Below are 16,544 nucleotides of genomic sequence, written 5' to 3'. Positions count from 1 at the left end.
GCCCATGGCACGCGAGGCAGCAACACTGACGGTTCCCGGCCCGCACGGGGAGCGGGAAATACGGATATCCAGTCCCGGACGGGTGCTTTGGCCTGACCCCGGGATCACCAAACTCGATCTGGCGCGCTATATGGCGGACGTTGGCGAAGCCTTTATCCGGGCGAACGGGGACCGGCCGGTATCCCTGGAGCGGTTCCCCGAGGGAATCGACGGCGAGGTGTTCTTCTCGAAGAACCCGCCCCGGGGGATGCCGGACTGGATGCGCGGGGTCACGGTGACCTATCCCAGCGCCCGGTCCCATCCGCAGGTAGTGCTGGACGAGCCGGCGGCCGCGGTCTGGGCAGTGCAGATGAACACGGTGGTTTTTCATCCCTGGCCCTCCCGGGCGGAGAATACGGACAACCCTGATCAGCTCCGTATCGATCTGGACCCCCAGCCGGGCACGGACTTCGACGACGCCGTTCCGGCCGCGCAGGAACTGCGCTCCATTCTCGCTGAGGCCGGCCTGGAGGGGTTCATCAAGACCTCCGGCAACCGCGGCATCCATCTTTTTGCCCCGATCCGGCCCGAGCATGAGTTCCAGGATGTCCGGCATGCCGTTATCGCGGCGGCACGGGAAGTGGAACGGCGGATGCCGGAGAAGGTAACCACCGCGTGGTGGAAGGAAGAGCGCGGCCGGCGCGTGTTCGTGGATTTCAACCAGGCGAACCGGGACCGGACCATGGCCGGCGCCTATAGCCCGCGTGCCCTGCCGGATGCCCCCGTCTCCTGCCCGGTCAGCTGGGAGGAGCTCGAACGGGTTCATCCGGCGGACTTCACCATCGCCACCATTCCCGAGCGGCTGCGTACGGTGGGGGACCCGTGGGCGGACATGTATGCGCGGCCCGGCTCCATTGACGTTCTACTGGGCTGGTGGGAGCGGGACCTTGCCAACGGGCTGGGCGAGCTGCCCTTCCCGCCGGACTATCCCAAGATGCCGGGGGAGCCGCCCCGGGTCCAGCCCAGCCGGGCCCGTCGCAAGGACTGACGCCGGGTGACCCGGGGCGGGCGCCGCGCGGGGCTCCCTACCGGGCGCCGCGCGGGTGTCCCGGGGCGGGCATCGCGCAGGGCTCCGTACCGGCCGAACTACGCCTTCGCGACCGTGATGGACCACTCCGCGGGCCCGGTCTTGGAGAAATCCGTCACCGGATAGCCGCTCTCGGCCGCCCAGCGGGGGATGGCATCCGTGGCCTGCGTGCAGTCGAAGTTGATCACGAGCTCATCGCCCGCGGCCATGGTTTTCATGGCCTCCTTGGCTTCCACGAGGGGGAAGGGGCATACGGATCCGTTGGTTTCCAGGGTTACTTTTGCCACGGGGGAACTCCTTTGGGTTTGAAGGTGGGGGAAAGGCGATGGATGGTACTGCCGGTTGGACCGGGCTGGTCAGACCCCGGCGAAAACGCGGGCTTCGGCCGGTGCCTGCCGCCGGTTCATGATGGTCAGCTTCGCGGCCAGGCCGGTGCCCAGGATCATAAAGACCAGGGCTGTCCACCCCTGGAAGCTGAACTGTGCCGTCTGCACCATGGCGTTGCCGATGGTGCATCCGCCGGCAAGTGCGGCGCCGATGCCCATGAGCGCGCCGCCGCCCAGGCTTTTCATCACGGTGCCGGCGTCCGGCACCCGGACCCGGAACTCGCCGCTGGCCTTGGCGGCAATGAAGGATCCGAGAAGGATGCCGAGCACCAGGAACACACCCCAGTCCACCAGCTCGGCGTCACCGGTCACCAGGTAGCCCACGAGTTTGGAGGAGGGGGTGGTGATGCCCAGGCCGTCTTCGCGCCCCGTGGCCCAGCTGAGCGGCCAGGCGGCAATGGCAATAATGCCGATGACCACCGCGGTGGCGAAGGCATTCCACGGCTTCTCGAACAAAAGGTGCGCCAGGCCGGTTTTGGAAGCCGGCAGGGCGGCCATGGCGATCCTGGGTTTGTTCAGGTGGTGCCGGACGGCGAGCGCCACGGCGGTGACCAATACGGCGACAAACAGCCACGGCGACACACCCAGGACGGTGTAGAAGTTGCTTTGTTCCACGGTGACTGAACGCATGGCCGTGTTGAAACCGGCCAGCGGGCCCGTCTTCATGATGGCGGCAAACAGGGCATAGGTGATCAGGGCAAGCCAGCTTCCCACCAGTCCTTCGCCCGCCCGGTAGTACGTTCCGGTGGCGCAGCCGCCGGCCAGGACGATGGCGAAACCGAAAATGAAGCCCCCCACAATCGTGGCGAGCCAGGGAAAGGCGTCCGCGTGGAGCGTGATGACTCCCGCTGCATCGAGGGCGAAAACGCCCACGCTCTGGACAGCAACCACCACGAGGAAGGCCGTCAGCCACCGCGTATTGCGGGTGACCCAGATGTCACGGAACGCGCCGGTGACGCAGAAGCGTCCCCGCTGCATCACGAAACCGAGGGCCGCCCCGACCAGCAGGCCTGAAATTAGCATGTTAAGCACTCCTCCGAAGACGAACTGCGGGGCATCCCGCCGCAGTTGAGCAACGTTAGTGCGGGCCGTTCTCCGCCCCCCAACGAGTGTGGCCTCATGTGACCGGGCATGAAGCCCGGTTACGCTCCGGTGGACAGCCGCCGGTTTACTTTCCGCTCCGGACCATGCCGGCGGGAGCCGTGCGTGGCCGTCCCGGGTGCGCGGTGCGATGATCGGATGGCAGGACCTTCGAACATCCAACCGTGGAACGGGATGCGATGCCGACCATCTCGGTGGTGATTCCTTGCCGAAACGACGCCCCCATGCTTGCCGTGTGCCTTGCGGCCCTGGCGGAACAGACCCGAGTCCCGGACGAAATCCTGGTGGTGGACAACGCCAGCACCGATCGGACCGCTGAGGTATGCCGTGCCTTCGGGGTCCGGCGGGTCGGGGAGGACAGTGTCGGTGTTGCCGCCGCCACGTTCCGCGGATTCGACGAGGCCGCCGGCGAATGGCTGGCCCGCGTCGATGCCGATTCGGTTCCCCCGCCGCACTGGCTTGCCCAGCTGGAGACTGCCCTCCTGGCCGCAGGCAAGGACACTGCGGTGACGGGTCCCGGGGATTTCTACGGAGCCGCACCGGCCATCCTGTGGATTGCCCGGAATCTCTACATCGGGGGCTACCGCTGGTCAATGAACCTGCTGATGGGGCACCCGCCGCTCTTCGGATCCAACTTCGGTTTCCACCGGAGTATGTGGGAACAGGTCCGTGACCGGGTCCACCGCGGTGCCCCCCGGGTCCACGATGACCTGGATCTCAGTTACCAGCTGCGTCCATGGATGAAGGTGGTCTGGGATGAGACGCTCCGTGTCCGGGTATCCGCCAGGCCGTTCCGCACCTGGGCCGGCCTGGGCAGGCGGCTGGCCATGGCCTACGTGACGTTCCGGGTGGATTTCGCCGCGGAAAGCCCGATGGCCCGGCGCAGGGACCGCCGCCTTCTATCCCGCGGTGCGGTATAGCCGCAACAGATCGCGGGTCAGCTGATAAGGCGATTCCTCACTGGGGCTGTGCCCGCTGGCGTACACGGCAAAGGACGCGCCGATGCTGGCGGCGAACTCACGGTGCAGCCGGACCGGCCACACGTCATGCTCGCCGACGCCGACGAACTTCGGCACCGTTGTGGCGCCCAGCGCGGCACGCAGGTCCGGAGCGTGGCGCATGAGCCGGACCATGTCCCGGATCGAGTCCCGCCGGGTGACGGCGAAGCGGCGGTTGACGAGTTTCATCCGTCCGGCCGGCGCGCCGATGATGTTCCGCCTGACTCCCCAGACAATCAGGTCCGCGCTGATCCGGTCGCCAATGAAAGGAGCCAGCCACCCGATCCGGCTCACACCGCGGAAACTCTGTCCGCCCCGGGGCGGACAGCCCAGCAGGGTCATGCTTCGAAACAGGTCCGGGCGTCGCAGCGCCGTGAGCTCGACGACGACGCCGGCAAAGGAGTACCCGACTACGTGTGCCGGACCGTGCAGCGTCAGCACCGAGATCAGGTCATCCACGAACAGATCGTAGTCATAGCGGTTCCGCGGAGGGTGCAGGTGTTCGGGGCCGGCGCCCGCTGACTCATACTGGCCGGCAAGGTCGTAGCTGAAGGCCAAGTATCCGGCGGTGGCGAGTTCGGGGAGCATCAGGGAGAAATCCTCCTTGGAGCCCATGGCGCCGGGAACAAGGATCACCGGTGTGTCAGTGGGGATGCCCATGCTGACGGCTGCCAGGCTGCCGCTGGGGGCCGGGATGACGGAGCGGTGGCTGCCCGCAGGAAGGACCGTCCAGTCAATGTCGCCCAGCGCCGCGTCCCGGGCAGCGGCCGGGTCAGCGGCAGGCGCGCCCGGATCCGCCACCGGACCCGCGGCCGGTTCGGCACGCAGTCTGCGGGGAAGCCTCCGCCCGGGAATCATTCCCCTAAGTGCCATGGCTAAAACATAACGGCCGCGGGCGGCCGGCGTCTGCGGTCCGCGGGCTGCGAGCGGGCTTCGGCGGCCAGAAACACCGAAACCCCGAAACACCGAAACACCGGGATACTGCACCGGGTGCCCGCGATCGGCTGCCTGCCCCTGAAGGGTTGCTGCCACGATAGAATCTTTTTGCCTGCCCCTAAATGTCCGAACCATCCCATTCCCAGGAGCTGACGTTGCCCGCAAAGCGTTCCCCCAACAAGTACGTCTACCGAGGCATTGTCTTCACGGGCCTCGCCGCCCGGGGCCTCTTCCGGGTTCCGGTCATTCCTTCCGGTGTGGAGAACCTTCCCACCGGCGAGGAGATCCGCGGATTGGACCGCAAAGTGGTTCCCGGCAAAGGCGCCGTGGTGGCCATTACACACTTCGGATATCTGGACTTTGCCTTCGCGGAGCTCCTGATCTGGCGGAAGCTGAAGGTGCATATGCGCTTCCTGGTTACCAAGAAGGCTGCAAAAAAGCCCTTCGTCAAAGCCGTCTGTGACTGGTGTGAGCATGTGGTGGTGGACCGGGCGGACGGTGCGGCTGCGTATAAGGAATCCCTGGAGAAGCTGCGGGGCGGCGACTACCTGGCGGTTCTCCCGGAAGCCGGCGTCAGCCGCAGCTTCTCGGTCCGTGAGCTGAAGACAGGTGCCGTGCGGATGGCTGCCGAGGCGGGTGTGCCCATCATCCCGGTATCCATCTGGGGTGCCCACCGCATGAAGACCCGCGGGCACGGGCTGAGCCTTTCCTCCGTGTGGAAGACACCGGTCCGCATTCACGTAGGTGAAATGATCCGCATTGACGCAGACCCCGACGTCGCGGCGGAAACGCTGCGACTGCAGGAGGCACTCCAGGCCGGAATCGACCACTGCATCGACACGTATCCGGTCACTCCCGCCCCCGGTGCGTGGTGGATGCCGCGCAGCCGGGGCGGAAGCGCCATGGGGGTGGAGGAACAGCGCGTACTGGACGCGGCGGACCGCGAAAAGTACAAGATCACCGGTTAGAGGATGGGATTGCCTCCGGTGACGGCGATCCGGGCGCCGGAGATGTAACTGCCGTCCTCTGAGGCCAGCAGGACATAGGTCGGTGCCAGTTCAGCAGGCTGGCCCGGCCGTCCCAGGGGAGTGTCCGCGCCGAAGGAGGCGACCTTGTCCTCCGGCATGGTGGCCGGAATCAACGGTGTCCAGATGGGCCCGGGAGCAACGCTGTTGACCCTGATGCCGCGTTCTCCCAGCAGCTGCGACAGGCTCGCTGAGAAGTTGGCGATGGCTGCCTTGGTTGCCGAGTAGGGCGCCAGCGTGGGAACCGGCATGTCCGAGTTCACCGAGGAGGTGCCGATCACCGACGAGCCCGGAGACATGTGCGGCAGGGCTGCCTTCACCAGGTAGAACATTGCATTGATGTTCACCTTGAAGGTGTACTCCCACTCTTCATCGGGAATCTCCTCGATGGTTTCCCGGTCCATCTGGAACGCTGCGTTGTGGACAAGGATGTCCACCTTGCCGAACTGCTCCACCGCAGTCTCAATCACCCGGCGGCACTGTGCTGCCGTATCCAGGTCCCCCCGCACCAGCACCGCCCTGCGGCCGGCCTCTTCCACGAGGCGGGCGGTGTCCTCGGCGTCCGCATGTTCACTGAGGTAGGAGATGACGACGTCGGCGCCCTCGCGTGCATACGCGATGGCCACTGCCCGGCCGATACCGCTGTCGCCGCCGGTAATAACGGCGGCCTTCCCTTCGAGCTTCCCGCTGCCTCGGTAGGTGTCCTCTCCGCAGTCCGGAACCGGCGTCATTGCCTCCTGTGTTCCGGGGACTTCCTGCTGCTGCTTTGGCTGGTTCATGATGGATCCTTTCCGTCCGTCCATTGCTCCGTGGTGTTCCGCTAGCCTGCGGTGACGGTGTCCAGCGCCTCGGCTACCGGCGTCGGGCCGTTATTGAACTCGATGGTCCGGCCGGCGGTTTCCGGGCGGTCGAGGACCTCCGCGGCTACGTGGGCAACATCCTCGCGGGAGACCTGGCTGCCCGAAACCCCCGAGCCGGTTTCAATCCGCCCCGTGCCCGGATCCATGGTCAGCGCGCTGGGGCCGAGGATTGTCCAGTCCAGCCCGCTGGCGCGCAGGTGCTCGTCCGCGTCTGCCTTGGCCTGGGCATACGCGTAGAAGCCATCGTCCTCCGGCACGCCGTGATCCTGGCCGGCCCCGAAATAGGAGACCATCACATATCGCTTCACTCCGGCTGCCTCTGCTGCGTCCATCGAGCGGATGGCGGCGTCCCGGTCCACGGCGAAGGTGCGTTCCGGGCTGCCGCCGCCGGCTCCGGCCGTCCAGACCACCGCATCGTGCCCGCGCAGCAGCTCGGCCATCTCCTCCGTGGAGAGGTTTTGGACGTCGGCTACCTTGGCGGCCGCGCCGGTGTCCTCGACATCCGCGGTGTGGTCCGGATTGCGGAACACGGATGTGACGGCGTGGTTTCCGGCGGTGAGCCTGCGGGCGAGGTGGAGCGCTACTTTTCCGTGTCCCCCGATGATGGCGATGCGTGACATGCGGCATTCCTTTCGTTGACTTACGTGCCTCCACCATAAGCATGCTGTCGATATTTTCGCTGCCTGGGCATGTGTCCTTCGCCAATGGCTTAGTTTCCCTGACCGGGAATAGGGGTCCGGGGGATAGCGGGTGAATCCCGGCGGCCGCTATGATCGCGCCACACGCTGAAACCCCCGGAAGGAACACCGTGTCCCTAACTGCAGTTCGGCCGGACCTCACAGTTGAAACGGTGGAAGGGCCGGTGCGCGGCACCGTGAGAAGCGGCGTGCGGACCTGGCGGGGGATCCCCTACGCGGCTCCGCCCATCGGTGACCTGCGGCTCCGCCTGCCGCAGCCCGTCCGACCCTGGAAGAGCGTGCTCGATGCCGGCGCTTACGGCCCGGTGCCGCCGCAGCCGCGCGGGCACGGTTTTGTGGGTGCCGGCCGGCGTACACCGATGGACGAGGACTGCCTCACGGTGAACGTCACTGCCCCCATGGCTCCGGCGGGCCCGCGGCCGGTGCTCGTTTACCTGTTCGGCGGCGGGTTCACCATAGGGGCAGCCTCCGAGGAGGCATACGATGCCACCCGGCTGGTGGACCGCGGGGACGTTGTCTACGTCTGCATGAACTATCGGCTCGGTGCACTGGGGTTTATGGATTTCCGCCGGTACTCCACGCCGCAGCGCCCGTTCGACGTGAACTGCGGCCTGGCAGACCAGGTAGCGGCGCTGCAATGGGTGCAGCGGAACATTGCCCGGTTCGGGGGAGACCCGGGCAATGTCACCGTCTTCGGTCAGTCTGCCGGCGCCATGTCCGTGACCGCCCTCATGTGTGCTCCCTCGGCAAAGGGGCTGTTCCACCGGGCGGCCGCCCTGAGTTCGGCGCCGACCACGGCGTACGGTCCGGGGCTTCCCGAAACGTGGGCCGCCAATCTGCTGGACATTCTCGGGGTTTCCGAAGCGGACGCCGGACATGCCCTGGCCACCCTGCCGGCAGGCCGCCTGGTGGAGGCGGCGGTCCGGCTTACCCGGGATGTGGCACCGGAATCCGCACCGGGTACACGAGCCGTGGCGCCGGTGGTGGACGGTGAGTTCCTCCCGCTGCATCCCATCGACGCCTTCCGGGCAGGAAAGGCGCACCCCGTCCCGTTGATCCTGGGCAACATGAGCCGTGAAGGGGCCCTTTTCGACCAGCTGGAGGACGTCCTGCCCACGAAGCCGGAGCGGATTGACGCCATGTTTGCCCTGACTGAACCGGAGCTCAAGGACCAGGTGCTGGGCGCCTACCATGGCTACCCCGGGAAACGGGAAGCGGTGGATGTCGGGGGCGACGCGGTTTTCTGGCATCCGGGGGTACAGGTGGCGGAGGCCCACTCGGCGTATGCCCCCACCTGGGCCTACCGGATCGATTACGCACCCCGTATGGCGCATCTCCTGGGACTGGGGGCCACCCACGGGCTGGATATCCCCGCCGTCTTCGGCAACTATGCCTCCGGCCTGGGCCGTTTCCTGACGCTCGGGGGCAGCAGGCGCACCGCCGTTGCGGTCAGCAACCGCTTCCAGGGGGCGCTGCTGCGGTTCGCGCGGACCGGGAACCCGGGCCCCATGTGGCCCGCCTACGAGACAACGGCACGCAAAACCAAGATCTTTGACCGGACGGATCAGATAGTGCCTGACCCGCACCGCGAACGCCGCCTTGCGTGGAACGGCTACCTCGGTTACCGGTGACCCCTACCTGCCCGGCCGGGGCTAGACCGGGAGGTTGCGCAGCAGTCCGCCGAGCCGGAGAAGCTCCAGCGGTGCGTGCTGTGCCAGTGACAGTCCCACAATGTCCCCTGCGTCGCTGGCGGCATCGATGATGCGCAGCAGGTCGGGAACACGGACGCCGCGGGTGGCGGTGCCGGTGGTGTCAGTGAAATCGCGGCGGTCCAGCACCTCCAGGTCTACGTGGATGGCCAGTCTGGTGGCACCGGTCAACGCCAGCCATTCCAGGATCCGCCGGGTGTCCTCCGGGGTGTCGGTGATGCCCACGCTGCGGATGCCCAGCCGCTGCTTGGTGCTGATGCCGGGATCCTGCCAGTCCCGCAGGCCGATCTGGAGAATGTTCTCCGGCGGGACCACGGCCGGCAGCGCCGCCACGAACTCGTCGTCGCCCTCTCCTGCGAGCGTGGCCAGGGACATTGACCGGAACCCGGTATAGCCGTCGCCCGGCGTCCCGGTATCCGGATGGGCATCCACCCACAGCACCGCCAGGTCATCGCCGTACCGGGCGGCAAGCTGGCTGAAGGGCGCTACGCTCACGGAACACTCCCCGCCAAACGTCACCACTGAGTCCGGGTCGGCCTCCTGCACCACCTCCACCGCCTGCCGAAGCTGCTGCAGGACAGCCGTGCGCGCGTAAATGCCGTCCACCGTTTCCACTGCCGCATCGGACGTGTCGGTGCTCACCGGCACGTAGGCGGTGGGTCCGTCGTGCAGCGGGGAAAGCAGCTCCAGCAGGGGTGGACCCAAGTGGTAGGACAGCTGCGTCTGGTGCGGCCGGCCCGCCGGCAGCAGACCGACCTTTCCCGCTCCTGCGGCGCCCTGCCACTGCGGGAAAATCAGGCGGAGGGCCCCGGGGCCGGTGGGATGCATGGAATTCATGACAGTCCTTAGGTGCGGAGGGGATAACCAGCCTACCGCCGGGGCACCGCACGGAAACAGGCTGCACGCAAAATAGACTGGTGGTATGACTGCAACACTTGTCGCCCGGGATCTTTCCGGCGGCCACGCCCACCGCACCCTGTTCGAACACCTCTCGCTGACCGTTGCCCCCGGCGATGTGGTGGGAGTGGTGGGCGCCAACGGTGCCGGGAAATCCACGCTGCTGAGCCTGCTGGCGGGTGCCGCGGAACCGCTGGCCGGGACCGTCAGCACAAATCCCGCTGACGCCTTTGTGGGCTGGCTGCCGCAGGAGCATGAGCGGCTTCAGGGTGAAACAGTAGGCGGTTACCTGGCCCGCCGGACGGGCGCGGCTGCAGCCACCGAGGCGATGGAAACGGCGGCCGAGGCGCTGGGGACGGATGCCCCCGGCGCGGACGATGTGTACGCCGCGGCACTGGACCGCTGGCTGGCCTCCGGAGCGGCCGACCTTGAGGGCCGCGCCCCGTCGGTGCTGGCAGACCTGGGACTGGACGTGGGAATGGACGCGCCGATGACCGGCCTGTCCGGCGGGCAGGCCGCCAGGACGGCCTTGGCCGCGCTGCTGCTGAGCAGGTTCGACATTGTGCTGCTCGATGAACCGACCAATGACCTGGATCTGGACGGCCTGGCCCGTTTGGAGCAGTTTGTCCGGGGGCTGCGCGGCGGTGTGGTGCTGGTGTCCCATGACCGGGAATTCCTGGCCCGCTGCGTGACCACCGTGGTGGAACTGGACCTGGCGCAGAACAGCGTGGGTGTGTACGACGGCGGTTATGAGGCGTTCCTGGAGGAGCGCGCCGTCGCCCGCCGGCACGCACGTGAGGCCTATGACGAGTTCGCGGACAAAAAAGCCGATCTGGTCTCCCGCGCCCGGACTACGCGGGAATGGAGTTCCCAGGGCGTGCGGAACGCCATGAAGAAGAATCCCGACAATGACAAGATCCGCCGCAAGGCCAGCACCGAATCCTCCGAAAAGCAGGCGCGGAAGGTCCGGCAGATGGAATCCCGGATTGCCCGGCTGGACGAGGTGGAGGAACCCCGCAAGGAATGGCAGCTGCAGCTGCGCATCGGTGTGGCGCCGCGGTCCAGTTCCGTGGTGGCCACGCTGAACGAGGCGGTGGTAAACCGCGGCGGGTTTACGCTCGGGCCGGTTTCCCTCCAGGTCAACGCAGGGGAGCGGATTGGCATCACCGGCCCCAACGGAGCGGGAAAGTCCACTCTCCTGTCGCTCCTGCTCGGCCGCGACACCCCGGATGCCGGCAGTGCGTCCCTGGGCGCCTCCGTGGCGGTGGGCGAAATCGACCAGGGGCGCGGGCAGCTGGCCGTTGATGCCCTGCTGGGCGACGCGTTCGAGGCAGCCGTCCCCGAATTCTCCGCGGCAGAGGTGAGGACCCTGCTGGCCAAATTCGGGCTCAAGGCGGACCAGGTCGGCAGCACCGTCGGAGCATTGTCGCCGGGTGAGCGGACGCGGGCATCGCTGGCACTGCTGCAGGCGCGGGGCGTGAATCTCCTGGTCCTGGACGAGCCCACCAACCACCTTGACCTGCCGGCGATTGAGCAGCTGGAAGAGGCACTGGAGAGCTATGACGGTGCACTGCTGCTGGTATCACACGACCGGCGGCTGCTGGAAAACGTGCGCCTCGACGTGCGGTGGGAAGTTGAGGACGGGACCGTCCGCATCCGGTGAGCCCGCTGCTGCCGGACCACCGCAGCACATCGGGACATAAACCTTGACTGAGTGTGATAGAAATTATGCAGGCTGCATCCCCGCGGATGCGGCGCTTAGCTCACGGATTGGTCTCGCTAAGTAATCGGACGATTTCACGGAAGAAGTGTCCAATGGATCCATGGAGTGGAAAACGCGGCTGCCCGGCAGCCCACGTGCACTGCAGCTGGGGAAGCAGCAGTGCAGCCAAAACACCTCAGCTGCGGCTGCCCGGTGACGCCCCCGGAGCGGGCGGCTGGCAGTACGGCAAACGGCCGTGAAGGCCCTGAAGACGGCGGATGTGCCGGTCCTCATTATTGTGTGGATGCTATGCGTGGCCACTGACTGGTCCACGGGCACCAAGATTGCGCTGAACGTCTTCGCCGTTGCCCTGCTCTGCGCCAAGGAAATAGGCATGCACCGCTATCTGGTCAAAAACGGCAGCCCGAAACTCACGGGACGCCGCCGCGCAACGAGCCGGCTGGTTTCCGCCGCGTAGTCCGTCTCGCGCGGGTGCACCCGGCGGGGACGTAATCCCGCCGGGGAACCGCGGTGAGCGGCTCCGTATCTGGTAGGCCCTTTTAGGCACGGCTATCGTGGATAGTCGCAGGGAGCTCAGCTTAGCTTTCCCCGGCCGAAAAGAGTCGTCGTGGATATTGACGTTGAATCACTCGTGGTGGAAACCCGTACCGGTCGGGTTCAGGGCATTGTGGACCAGGGGGTCCGTACCTGGCGGGGCATTCCCTATGCGGCCGCGCCCGTGGGTGAGTTGCGGTTGCGCGCACCGCAGCCGCCCGAAAGCTGGACGGGGGTCCGTGATGCCCGCTTTTTCGGCGCGGTACCGCCGCAGTCCAAAGCGCCCAGCCTGACCGGAACGCATCGCAGGGTGGCCATGGATGAAGACTGCCTGAGCGTGAATGTCTCCGCCCCGCTGGACCCGTCGGACACCCCGCGCCCGGTTCTCGTCTACCTCTATGGCGGCGCGTTCAGTTCCGGTTCCTCGGCTGAACCGACCTATCGGGGCGCGAAACTGGTCAGGGACGGGGACGTTGTCTATGTCTGCCTGAATTACCGCATCGGTGCACTGGGTTTTATGGATTTCCGCGCCTACTCCACCGCAGAGCACCGGTTCGACGCGAATGTGGGGCTGCGGGACCAGGTGGCGGCCCTGGAATGGATCCAGGAGAACATCGCCGCTTTCGGCGGCGATCCGGGGAACGTCACGCTGTTCGGTGAATCGGCCGGCGGTTTGGCGGTGACCTCCCTGATGTGCAGCCCCAGCGCCCGCGGACTGTTCCATCAGGCGTATGCCCAAAGCCCGGCACCGTCAGGGGCCTATTACCCCCACACGCACGCCGCCTGGGCTGCGGACCTGCTCGAAATCCTCGGCATCGGCCCGTCCGATGCGGCGGAGGCACTCACCACTATCAGTGCCTCCAAGCTCGTCGAGGCGACGCGGAAAATGACCACGAAAATCGGTCCGGCCAAACAGCCCGGCTCCCTAAGCGTCTCGCCGGTCATCGACGGCGAGTTCCTGCCGCGGCACCCGATCGATATGTTCCTGGACGGCGAATCGCACCAGGTGCCCCTGGTGCTGGGCACCATGGCACGGGAAGGTGCGCTCTTCGCGAAGGTCTCCAATATCCTTCCGTCCACGCCCGAACGGATCGAGAAAATGTTTGCGGGAACCGACCCCCTCGCCCGGGACCGGGTGGTGGCGGCTTATCCGGGGTACCCCTCCCGCCAACGGTCCGTGGACATCAGCGGCGATCTGGTCTTCTGGTATCCCAGCCAGATGGTGGCCGAAGGGCATTCCCGCGTGGCCCCCACCTGGGCCTACCGCTACGACTATGCCACGCCGATGATGAATCTTTTGGGCTTCGGTGCGACTCATTCCTTTGATGTACCCGTGATGTTCGGCGACACCGACAGCGGGCTGGCCAGGGCGCTCACGCTCCTGGGCGGGGCTGATGAGCTCAGGGCCATCTCCCGACGGTTCCAGGGGTCGCTGCTGAGCCTGGCCAGGCACTCCCACCCCGGCGCGGACTGGCCCGGCTACGACGAGTTCCACCGGCACACCCGCGTCTTCGATAAGGCCGACCGGATTGAATCGGACCCGTTTTCCGAGCGGCGCAGGGCCTGGGCAGGGTATCGCGGCTACGTCTGACGGGGGCGCCGGTGCCCCTCGCGGCACCGGCACGGGAAGTCGTAAGCTGGCTTATGATTGCCTGCATCGCAGCGAACCGCACCGCAGCTAAGGAGAGTCGGACAGTATGAGCGAACACTACGACGTCGTTGTTCTCGGGGCCGGACCGGGCGGATATGTTGCCGCCATCCGTGCTGCCCAGCTGGGGCTGAAAACTGCGATTGTGGAGGAGAAATACTGGGGCGGGGTGTGCCTCAACGTTGGCTGCATCCCGTCCAAGGCGCTGCTCCGCAACGCCGAGTTGGCGCAGATCTTTACCAACCAGGCCAAGACGTTCGGCATGAGCGGTGACGTCACGTTCAATTACGGGGCTGCCTTCGACCGGAGCCGGCAGGTAGCCGACGGCCGGGTTAAGGGCGTGCACTTCCTGATGAAGAAAAACAAAATCACCGAATACGACGGACACGGCGTATTCTCCGATGACCACACCCTCGAAGTCAGCCTGTCCAAGGGCGGCAGTGAAACCGTCACCTTCGATAACGCCATCATCGCGACAGGTACCTACGTCCGGTTGCTTCCCGGCGTGGAGCTCAGCGAAAACGTGCTCACCTATGAAGCCCAGATCATGGACCGGGACCTGCCAAAAAAGATGGTCATTGTCGGGGCAGGCGCCATCGGCATGGAATTCGGGTATGTGCTGCGCAGCTACGGCGTGGACGTCACCATTATCGAGTTCCTGGACCGGGCACTGCCCAACGAGGACGCCGACGTGTCCAAGGAGATCACCAAACAGTACAAAAAACTCGGCATTCCCATCCTGACCTCAACCAAGGTGGAAACCGTGAAGGATAACGGCTCCTCCGTCACGGTCGCCTACACGGACAAGGACGGTAAACCGGGCAGCATCGAAGCAGACCGGGTCATGATGTCCATCGGCTTTGCGCCGCGCACCGAGGGATACGGCCTGGAGGCGACCGGGGTGCAGCTCACGGACCGCGGCGCCATCGGCGTCGATGAGTTCATGCGCACCAATGTGCCGCACATCTATGCCATCGGTGATGTCACCGCCAAGCTGCAGCTCGCCCACGTAGCGGAGGCCATGGGCGTCGTCGCAGCCGAAACCATCGGCAACGCCGAAACCATGCCGCTGGGGGACTACCGGATGATGCCGCGCGCTACCTTCTGCCAGCCCCAGGTCGCCAGTTTCGGGCTTACCGAGCAGCAGGCCAGGGACGAGGGCCACGATGTGCTGGTGAGCACCTTCCCCTTTACGGCCAACGGCAAGGCGCACGGGTTGGGCGAGCCGGTGGGCTTTGTAAAGCTGGTGGCGGATTCCAAGTACGGGGAACTGCTGGGTGGGCATCTGATCGGTCCGGACGTTTCCGAGCTCCTGCCGGAATTGACGCTGGCCCAGAAATGGGACCTTACCGCCGCTGAACTGGCCCGGAATGTCCACACCCACCCGACACTGAGCGAGGCACTGCAGGAGGCCTTCCACGGATTGACGGGCCACATGATCAATTTCTAGCGCTGCACGCTGCCGGACCCGGACGGCCGCGGACCCGGCGATTCCTGCCGTGCTCTACCCCAACAGCGCTGCCATCCGCCTCATCCGGCAGGCACTAAGGCATACTGGCCGCATGACGACGCCGCTGGAGGGTCCCCTTGCCGATTCCGAGCCCGGTCTCTGGATTCCCGGGAACCTCGCCAGGCCGGGCACGGTGACCGGAACCGTGCCGGCGGGATTCGAGGCGTACGCACGGATTTTCCACCCCGCCCACGCACGGCTGATGGAATGGGACCGCGGGTCTCCGGCGCCCGTCCAGTCCCGGGCCCTGCAGTGGCGGGAACTTGCGGAAATCCGCGGGACACAGGCGCACCCCCTGATGCAGTGGAACTCGATCCTGGCCGGCTACCGGAACCCGGTCTGGAATGAACCGGGCTGGCAGTACGAAGATCCCCTGGCGGGAGCCTTGGCGGAGAGACACCTCGCCGAGGTGGTGCGCATTCTGGCCGGGCACACAGGCACGCCCGCGGCATGTACTGCCGGCCTGTGGGAGGGCTGGGGGTGGGTGAGCACTGCAGCCGTGGATGACACTGCTGACGGGGGTTCCGCCTACGGGGAGCCTCAGCCGCTGCCTTTCCATCAGGGTGGATTAGCCGGGGCCGCCCGCCTCGAACTGCCGGGGCGGAAGTACCTGCTGTTTAATGCCGACCTTGCCGTCTTTGCCGATCCGGGCTGGCATGAAGCCAACGGATGGGACATGCTGCAGAGCCCCAACCTGCTCTGGCCCGAGGACCGTGCGTGGTTCCTGGCATCGGAAATCGACATGGATTCAACCATCGTGGGCGGTTCCGCCCTGCTGATTGACGAGCTGGTACGGTCCGGGACCGTTGAAGCACTGCCCGTTCCGCCGGACGGTGATCTCGGCCACCAGGGGGACCTCCTCAACGATCCGCCGGAGTGGCAATGACCGGTCTCACATCCGCGCGGGGACGGGTGTCACAGGCGGGTCAGGGAGCTAACAGGGGTGTGTGAGCAAGGCATCCGCCGATCCGTCAGGACTGCTCCCGGGCTGTGGATAAGCTGAATATATGCCCCTCCAGAACATTAATTTCCATACCCGCAAGTGGGTCCGGCCTGAAGACCTGAACGCCAACGGCACCCTGTTCGGCGGCAGTCTGCTGCGGTGGATCGACGAGGAAGCCACCGTCTACGCGATCCTGCAGATGGGCAACGGCCGGGTGGTCACCAAGTTTATGTCCGAGATCAACTTCGTCAGCTCCGCGGTGCAGGGCGATCTGATTGAAATGGGACTTACGGCAACCAAATTCGGCCGGACTTCGCTGACGATGCAGGCCGAGGTGCGGAACATGATCACCAGGAACAGCATCCTGACCATCGACAAAATCGTTTTCGTCAACTTGGACGAGCACGGCAAGCCCGTACCCCATGGCTACACCACCATCAGCTACGACCGTGACCGCCTCCCCACGCACCACTTCCCGCCCATTCCCTTCTCTGCCTAGTCAGCGCACCC

At 66.1% G+C, this 16,544-nt stretch carries 16 protein-coding genes; 10 read left to right on the top strand and 6 right to left on the bottom strand.

The window, feature by feature from the left end; genetic code table 11:
* Positions 1-4 precede the first annotated feature (4 nt).
* Complete coding sequence (ligD, locus tag AC5RTS_RS01585) at positions 5-1,027, top strand: non-homologous end-joining DNA ligase (protein ID WP_493990310.1); 1,023 nt, start codon at positions 5-7, stop codon at positions 1,025-1,027.
* Between the two features lie 98 nt (positions 1,028-1,125).
* Here the strand turns inward: ligD and AC5RTS_RS01580 are convergent, their stop codons facing one another.
* Positions 1,126-1,353 carry a sulfurtransferase TusA family protein gene (locus AC5RTS_RS01580; RefSeq protein ID WP_493990309.1) on the bottom strand — a complete coding sequence of 76 codons (228 nt, stop codon included), beginning with the start codon at positions 1,351-1,353 and terminating at the stop codon, positions 1,126-1,128.
* A gap of 69 nt (positions 1,354-1,422) precedes the next feature.
* Complete coding sequence (locus tag AC5RTS_RS01575; protein ID WP_493990308.1) at positions 1,423-2,475, bottom strand: YeeE/YedE family protein; 1,053 nt, start codon at positions 2,473-2,475, stop codon at positions 1,423-1,425.
* A 242-nt stretch (positions 2,476-2,717) separates the two neighbouring features.
* On the opposite strand from AC5RTS_RS01575, the gene AC5RTS_RS01570 reads away from it, so the two are divergent.
* Positions 2,718-3,473, top strand: a complete 756-nt coding sequence (locus AC5RTS_RS01570; protein ID WP_493990307.1) for a glycosyltransferase family 2 protein — start codon at positions 2,718-2,720, stop codon at positions 3,471-3,473.
* Here the strand turns inward: AC5RTS_RS01570 and AC5RTS_RS01565 are convergent.
* Positions 3,453-4,424, bottom strand: a complete 972-nt coding sequence (locus tag AC5RTS_RS01565; RefSeq protein ID WP_493990306.1) for an alpha/beta fold hydrolase — start codon at positions 4,422-4,424, stop codon at positions 3,453-3,455. The two genes, AC5RTS_RS01570 and AC5RTS_RS01565, sit on opposite strands and share 21 nt — an antisense overlap.
* A 185-nt stretch (positions 4,425-4,609) precedes the next feature.
* Between AC5RTS_RS01565 and AC5RTS_RS01560 the strand changes: the two genes are divergently transcribed.
* Complete coding sequence (locus tag AC5RTS_RS01560) at positions 4,610-5,455, top strand: lysophospholipid acyltransferase family protein (protein WP_493990305.1); 846 nt, start codon at positions 4,610-4,612, stop codon at positions 5,453-5,455.
* On the opposite strand, the gene AC5RTS_RS01555 is transcribed toward AC5RTS_RS01560, so the two are convergent.
* On the bottom strand, positions 5,452-6,291 hold the full coding sequence (locus AC5RTS_RS01555) for an SDR family oxidoreductase (RefSeq protein ID WP_493990304.1): 840 nt from the start codon (positions 6,289-6,291) through the stop codon (positions 5,452-5,454). The genes AC5RTS_RS01560 and AC5RTS_RS01555 overlap by 4 nt on opposite strands.
* 41 nt (positions 6,292-6,332) lie before the next feature.
* Positions 6,333-6,992 carry an SDR family oxidoreductase gene (locus AC5RTS_RS01550; protein WP_493990303.1) on the bottom strand — a complete coding sequence of 220 codons (660 nt, stop codon included), beginning with the start codon at positions 6,990-6,992 and terminating at the stop codon, positions 6,333-6,335.
* A gap of 188 nt (positions 6,993-7,180) precedes the next feature.
* Here AC5RTS_RS01550 and AC5RTS_RS01545 point away from each other — a divergent pair, with 188 nt between their 5' ends.
* Complete coding sequence (locus tag AC5RTS_RS01545; protein ID WP_493990302.1) at positions 7,181-8,701, top strand: carboxylesterase/lipase family protein; 1,521 nt, start codon at positions 7,181-7,183, stop codon at positions 8,699-8,701.
* Between the two features lie 21 nt (positions 8,702-8,722).
* Here the strand turns inward: AC5RTS_RS01545 and AC5RTS_RS01540 are convergent, their stop codons facing one another.
* Positions 8,723-9,616, bottom strand: coding sequence for an arginase family protein (locus tag AC5RTS_RS01540; RefSeq protein ID WP_493990301.1), 894 nt, complete (start codon positions 9,614-9,616; stop codon positions 8,723-8,725).
* 85 nt (positions 9,617-9,701) lie between these two features.
* Here AC5RTS_RS01540 and AC5RTS_RS01535 point away from each other — a divergent pair, with 85 nt between their 5' ends.
* From AC5RTS_RS01535 to AC5RTS_RS01510, 6 genes are all read left to right on the top strand, one after another.
* A complete protein-coding gene (locus AC5RTS_RS01535) occupies positions 9,702-11,339 on the top strand; it encodes an ABC-F family ATP-binding cassette domain-containing protein (protein WP_493990300.1) in 1,638 nt (545 codons plus the stop codon).
* Positions 11,340-11,634: 295 nt separating this feature from the next.
* Positions 11,635-11,856 carry a hypothetical protein gene (locus tag AC5RTS_RS01530; RefSeq protein WP_493990299.1) on the top strand — a complete coding sequence of 74 codons (222 nt, stop codon included), beginning with the start codon at positions 11,635-11,637 and terminating at the stop codon, positions 11,854-11,856.
* Between the two features lie 150 nt (positions 11,857-12,006).
* Positions 12,007-13,524, top strand: coding sequence for a carboxylesterase/lipase family protein (locus tag AC5RTS_RS01525; protein ID WP_493990298.1), 1,518 nt, complete (start codon positions 12,007-12,009; stop codon positions 13,522-13,524).
* A gap of 106 nt (positions 13,525-13,630) precedes the next feature.
* Positions 13,631-15,031: a dihydrolipoyl dehydrogenase gene (gene lpdA / locus AC5RTS_RS01520; RefSeq protein WP_493990297.1), complete on the top strand. Its 1,401-nt coding sequence runs from the start codon at positions 13,631-13,633 to the stop codon at positions 15,029-15,031.
* A gap of 112 nt (positions 15,032-15,143) precedes the next feature.
* The gene (locus tag AC5RTS_RS01515) at positions 15,144-15,977 is read left to right on the top strand and encodes a hypothetical protein (RefSeq protein WP_493990296.1); all 834 of its coding nucleotides are present in this window, start codon (positions 15,144-15,146) and stop codon (positions 15,975-15,977) included.
* Between the two features lie 121 nt (positions 15,978-16,098).
* A complete protein-coding gene (locus tag AC5RTS_RS01510; RefSeq protein ID WP_493990295.1) occupies positions 16,099-16,533 on the top strand; it encodes an acyl-CoA thioesterase in 435 nt (144 codons plus the stop codon).
* The last annotated feature ends 11 nt before the right edge of the window (positions 16,534-16,544 follow it).

It is taken from the genome of Arthrobacter sp. MDT1-49-2 (genome assembly GCF_059090185.1).
This window is presented reverse-complemented; position numbering and strand designations above follow the sequence as displayed.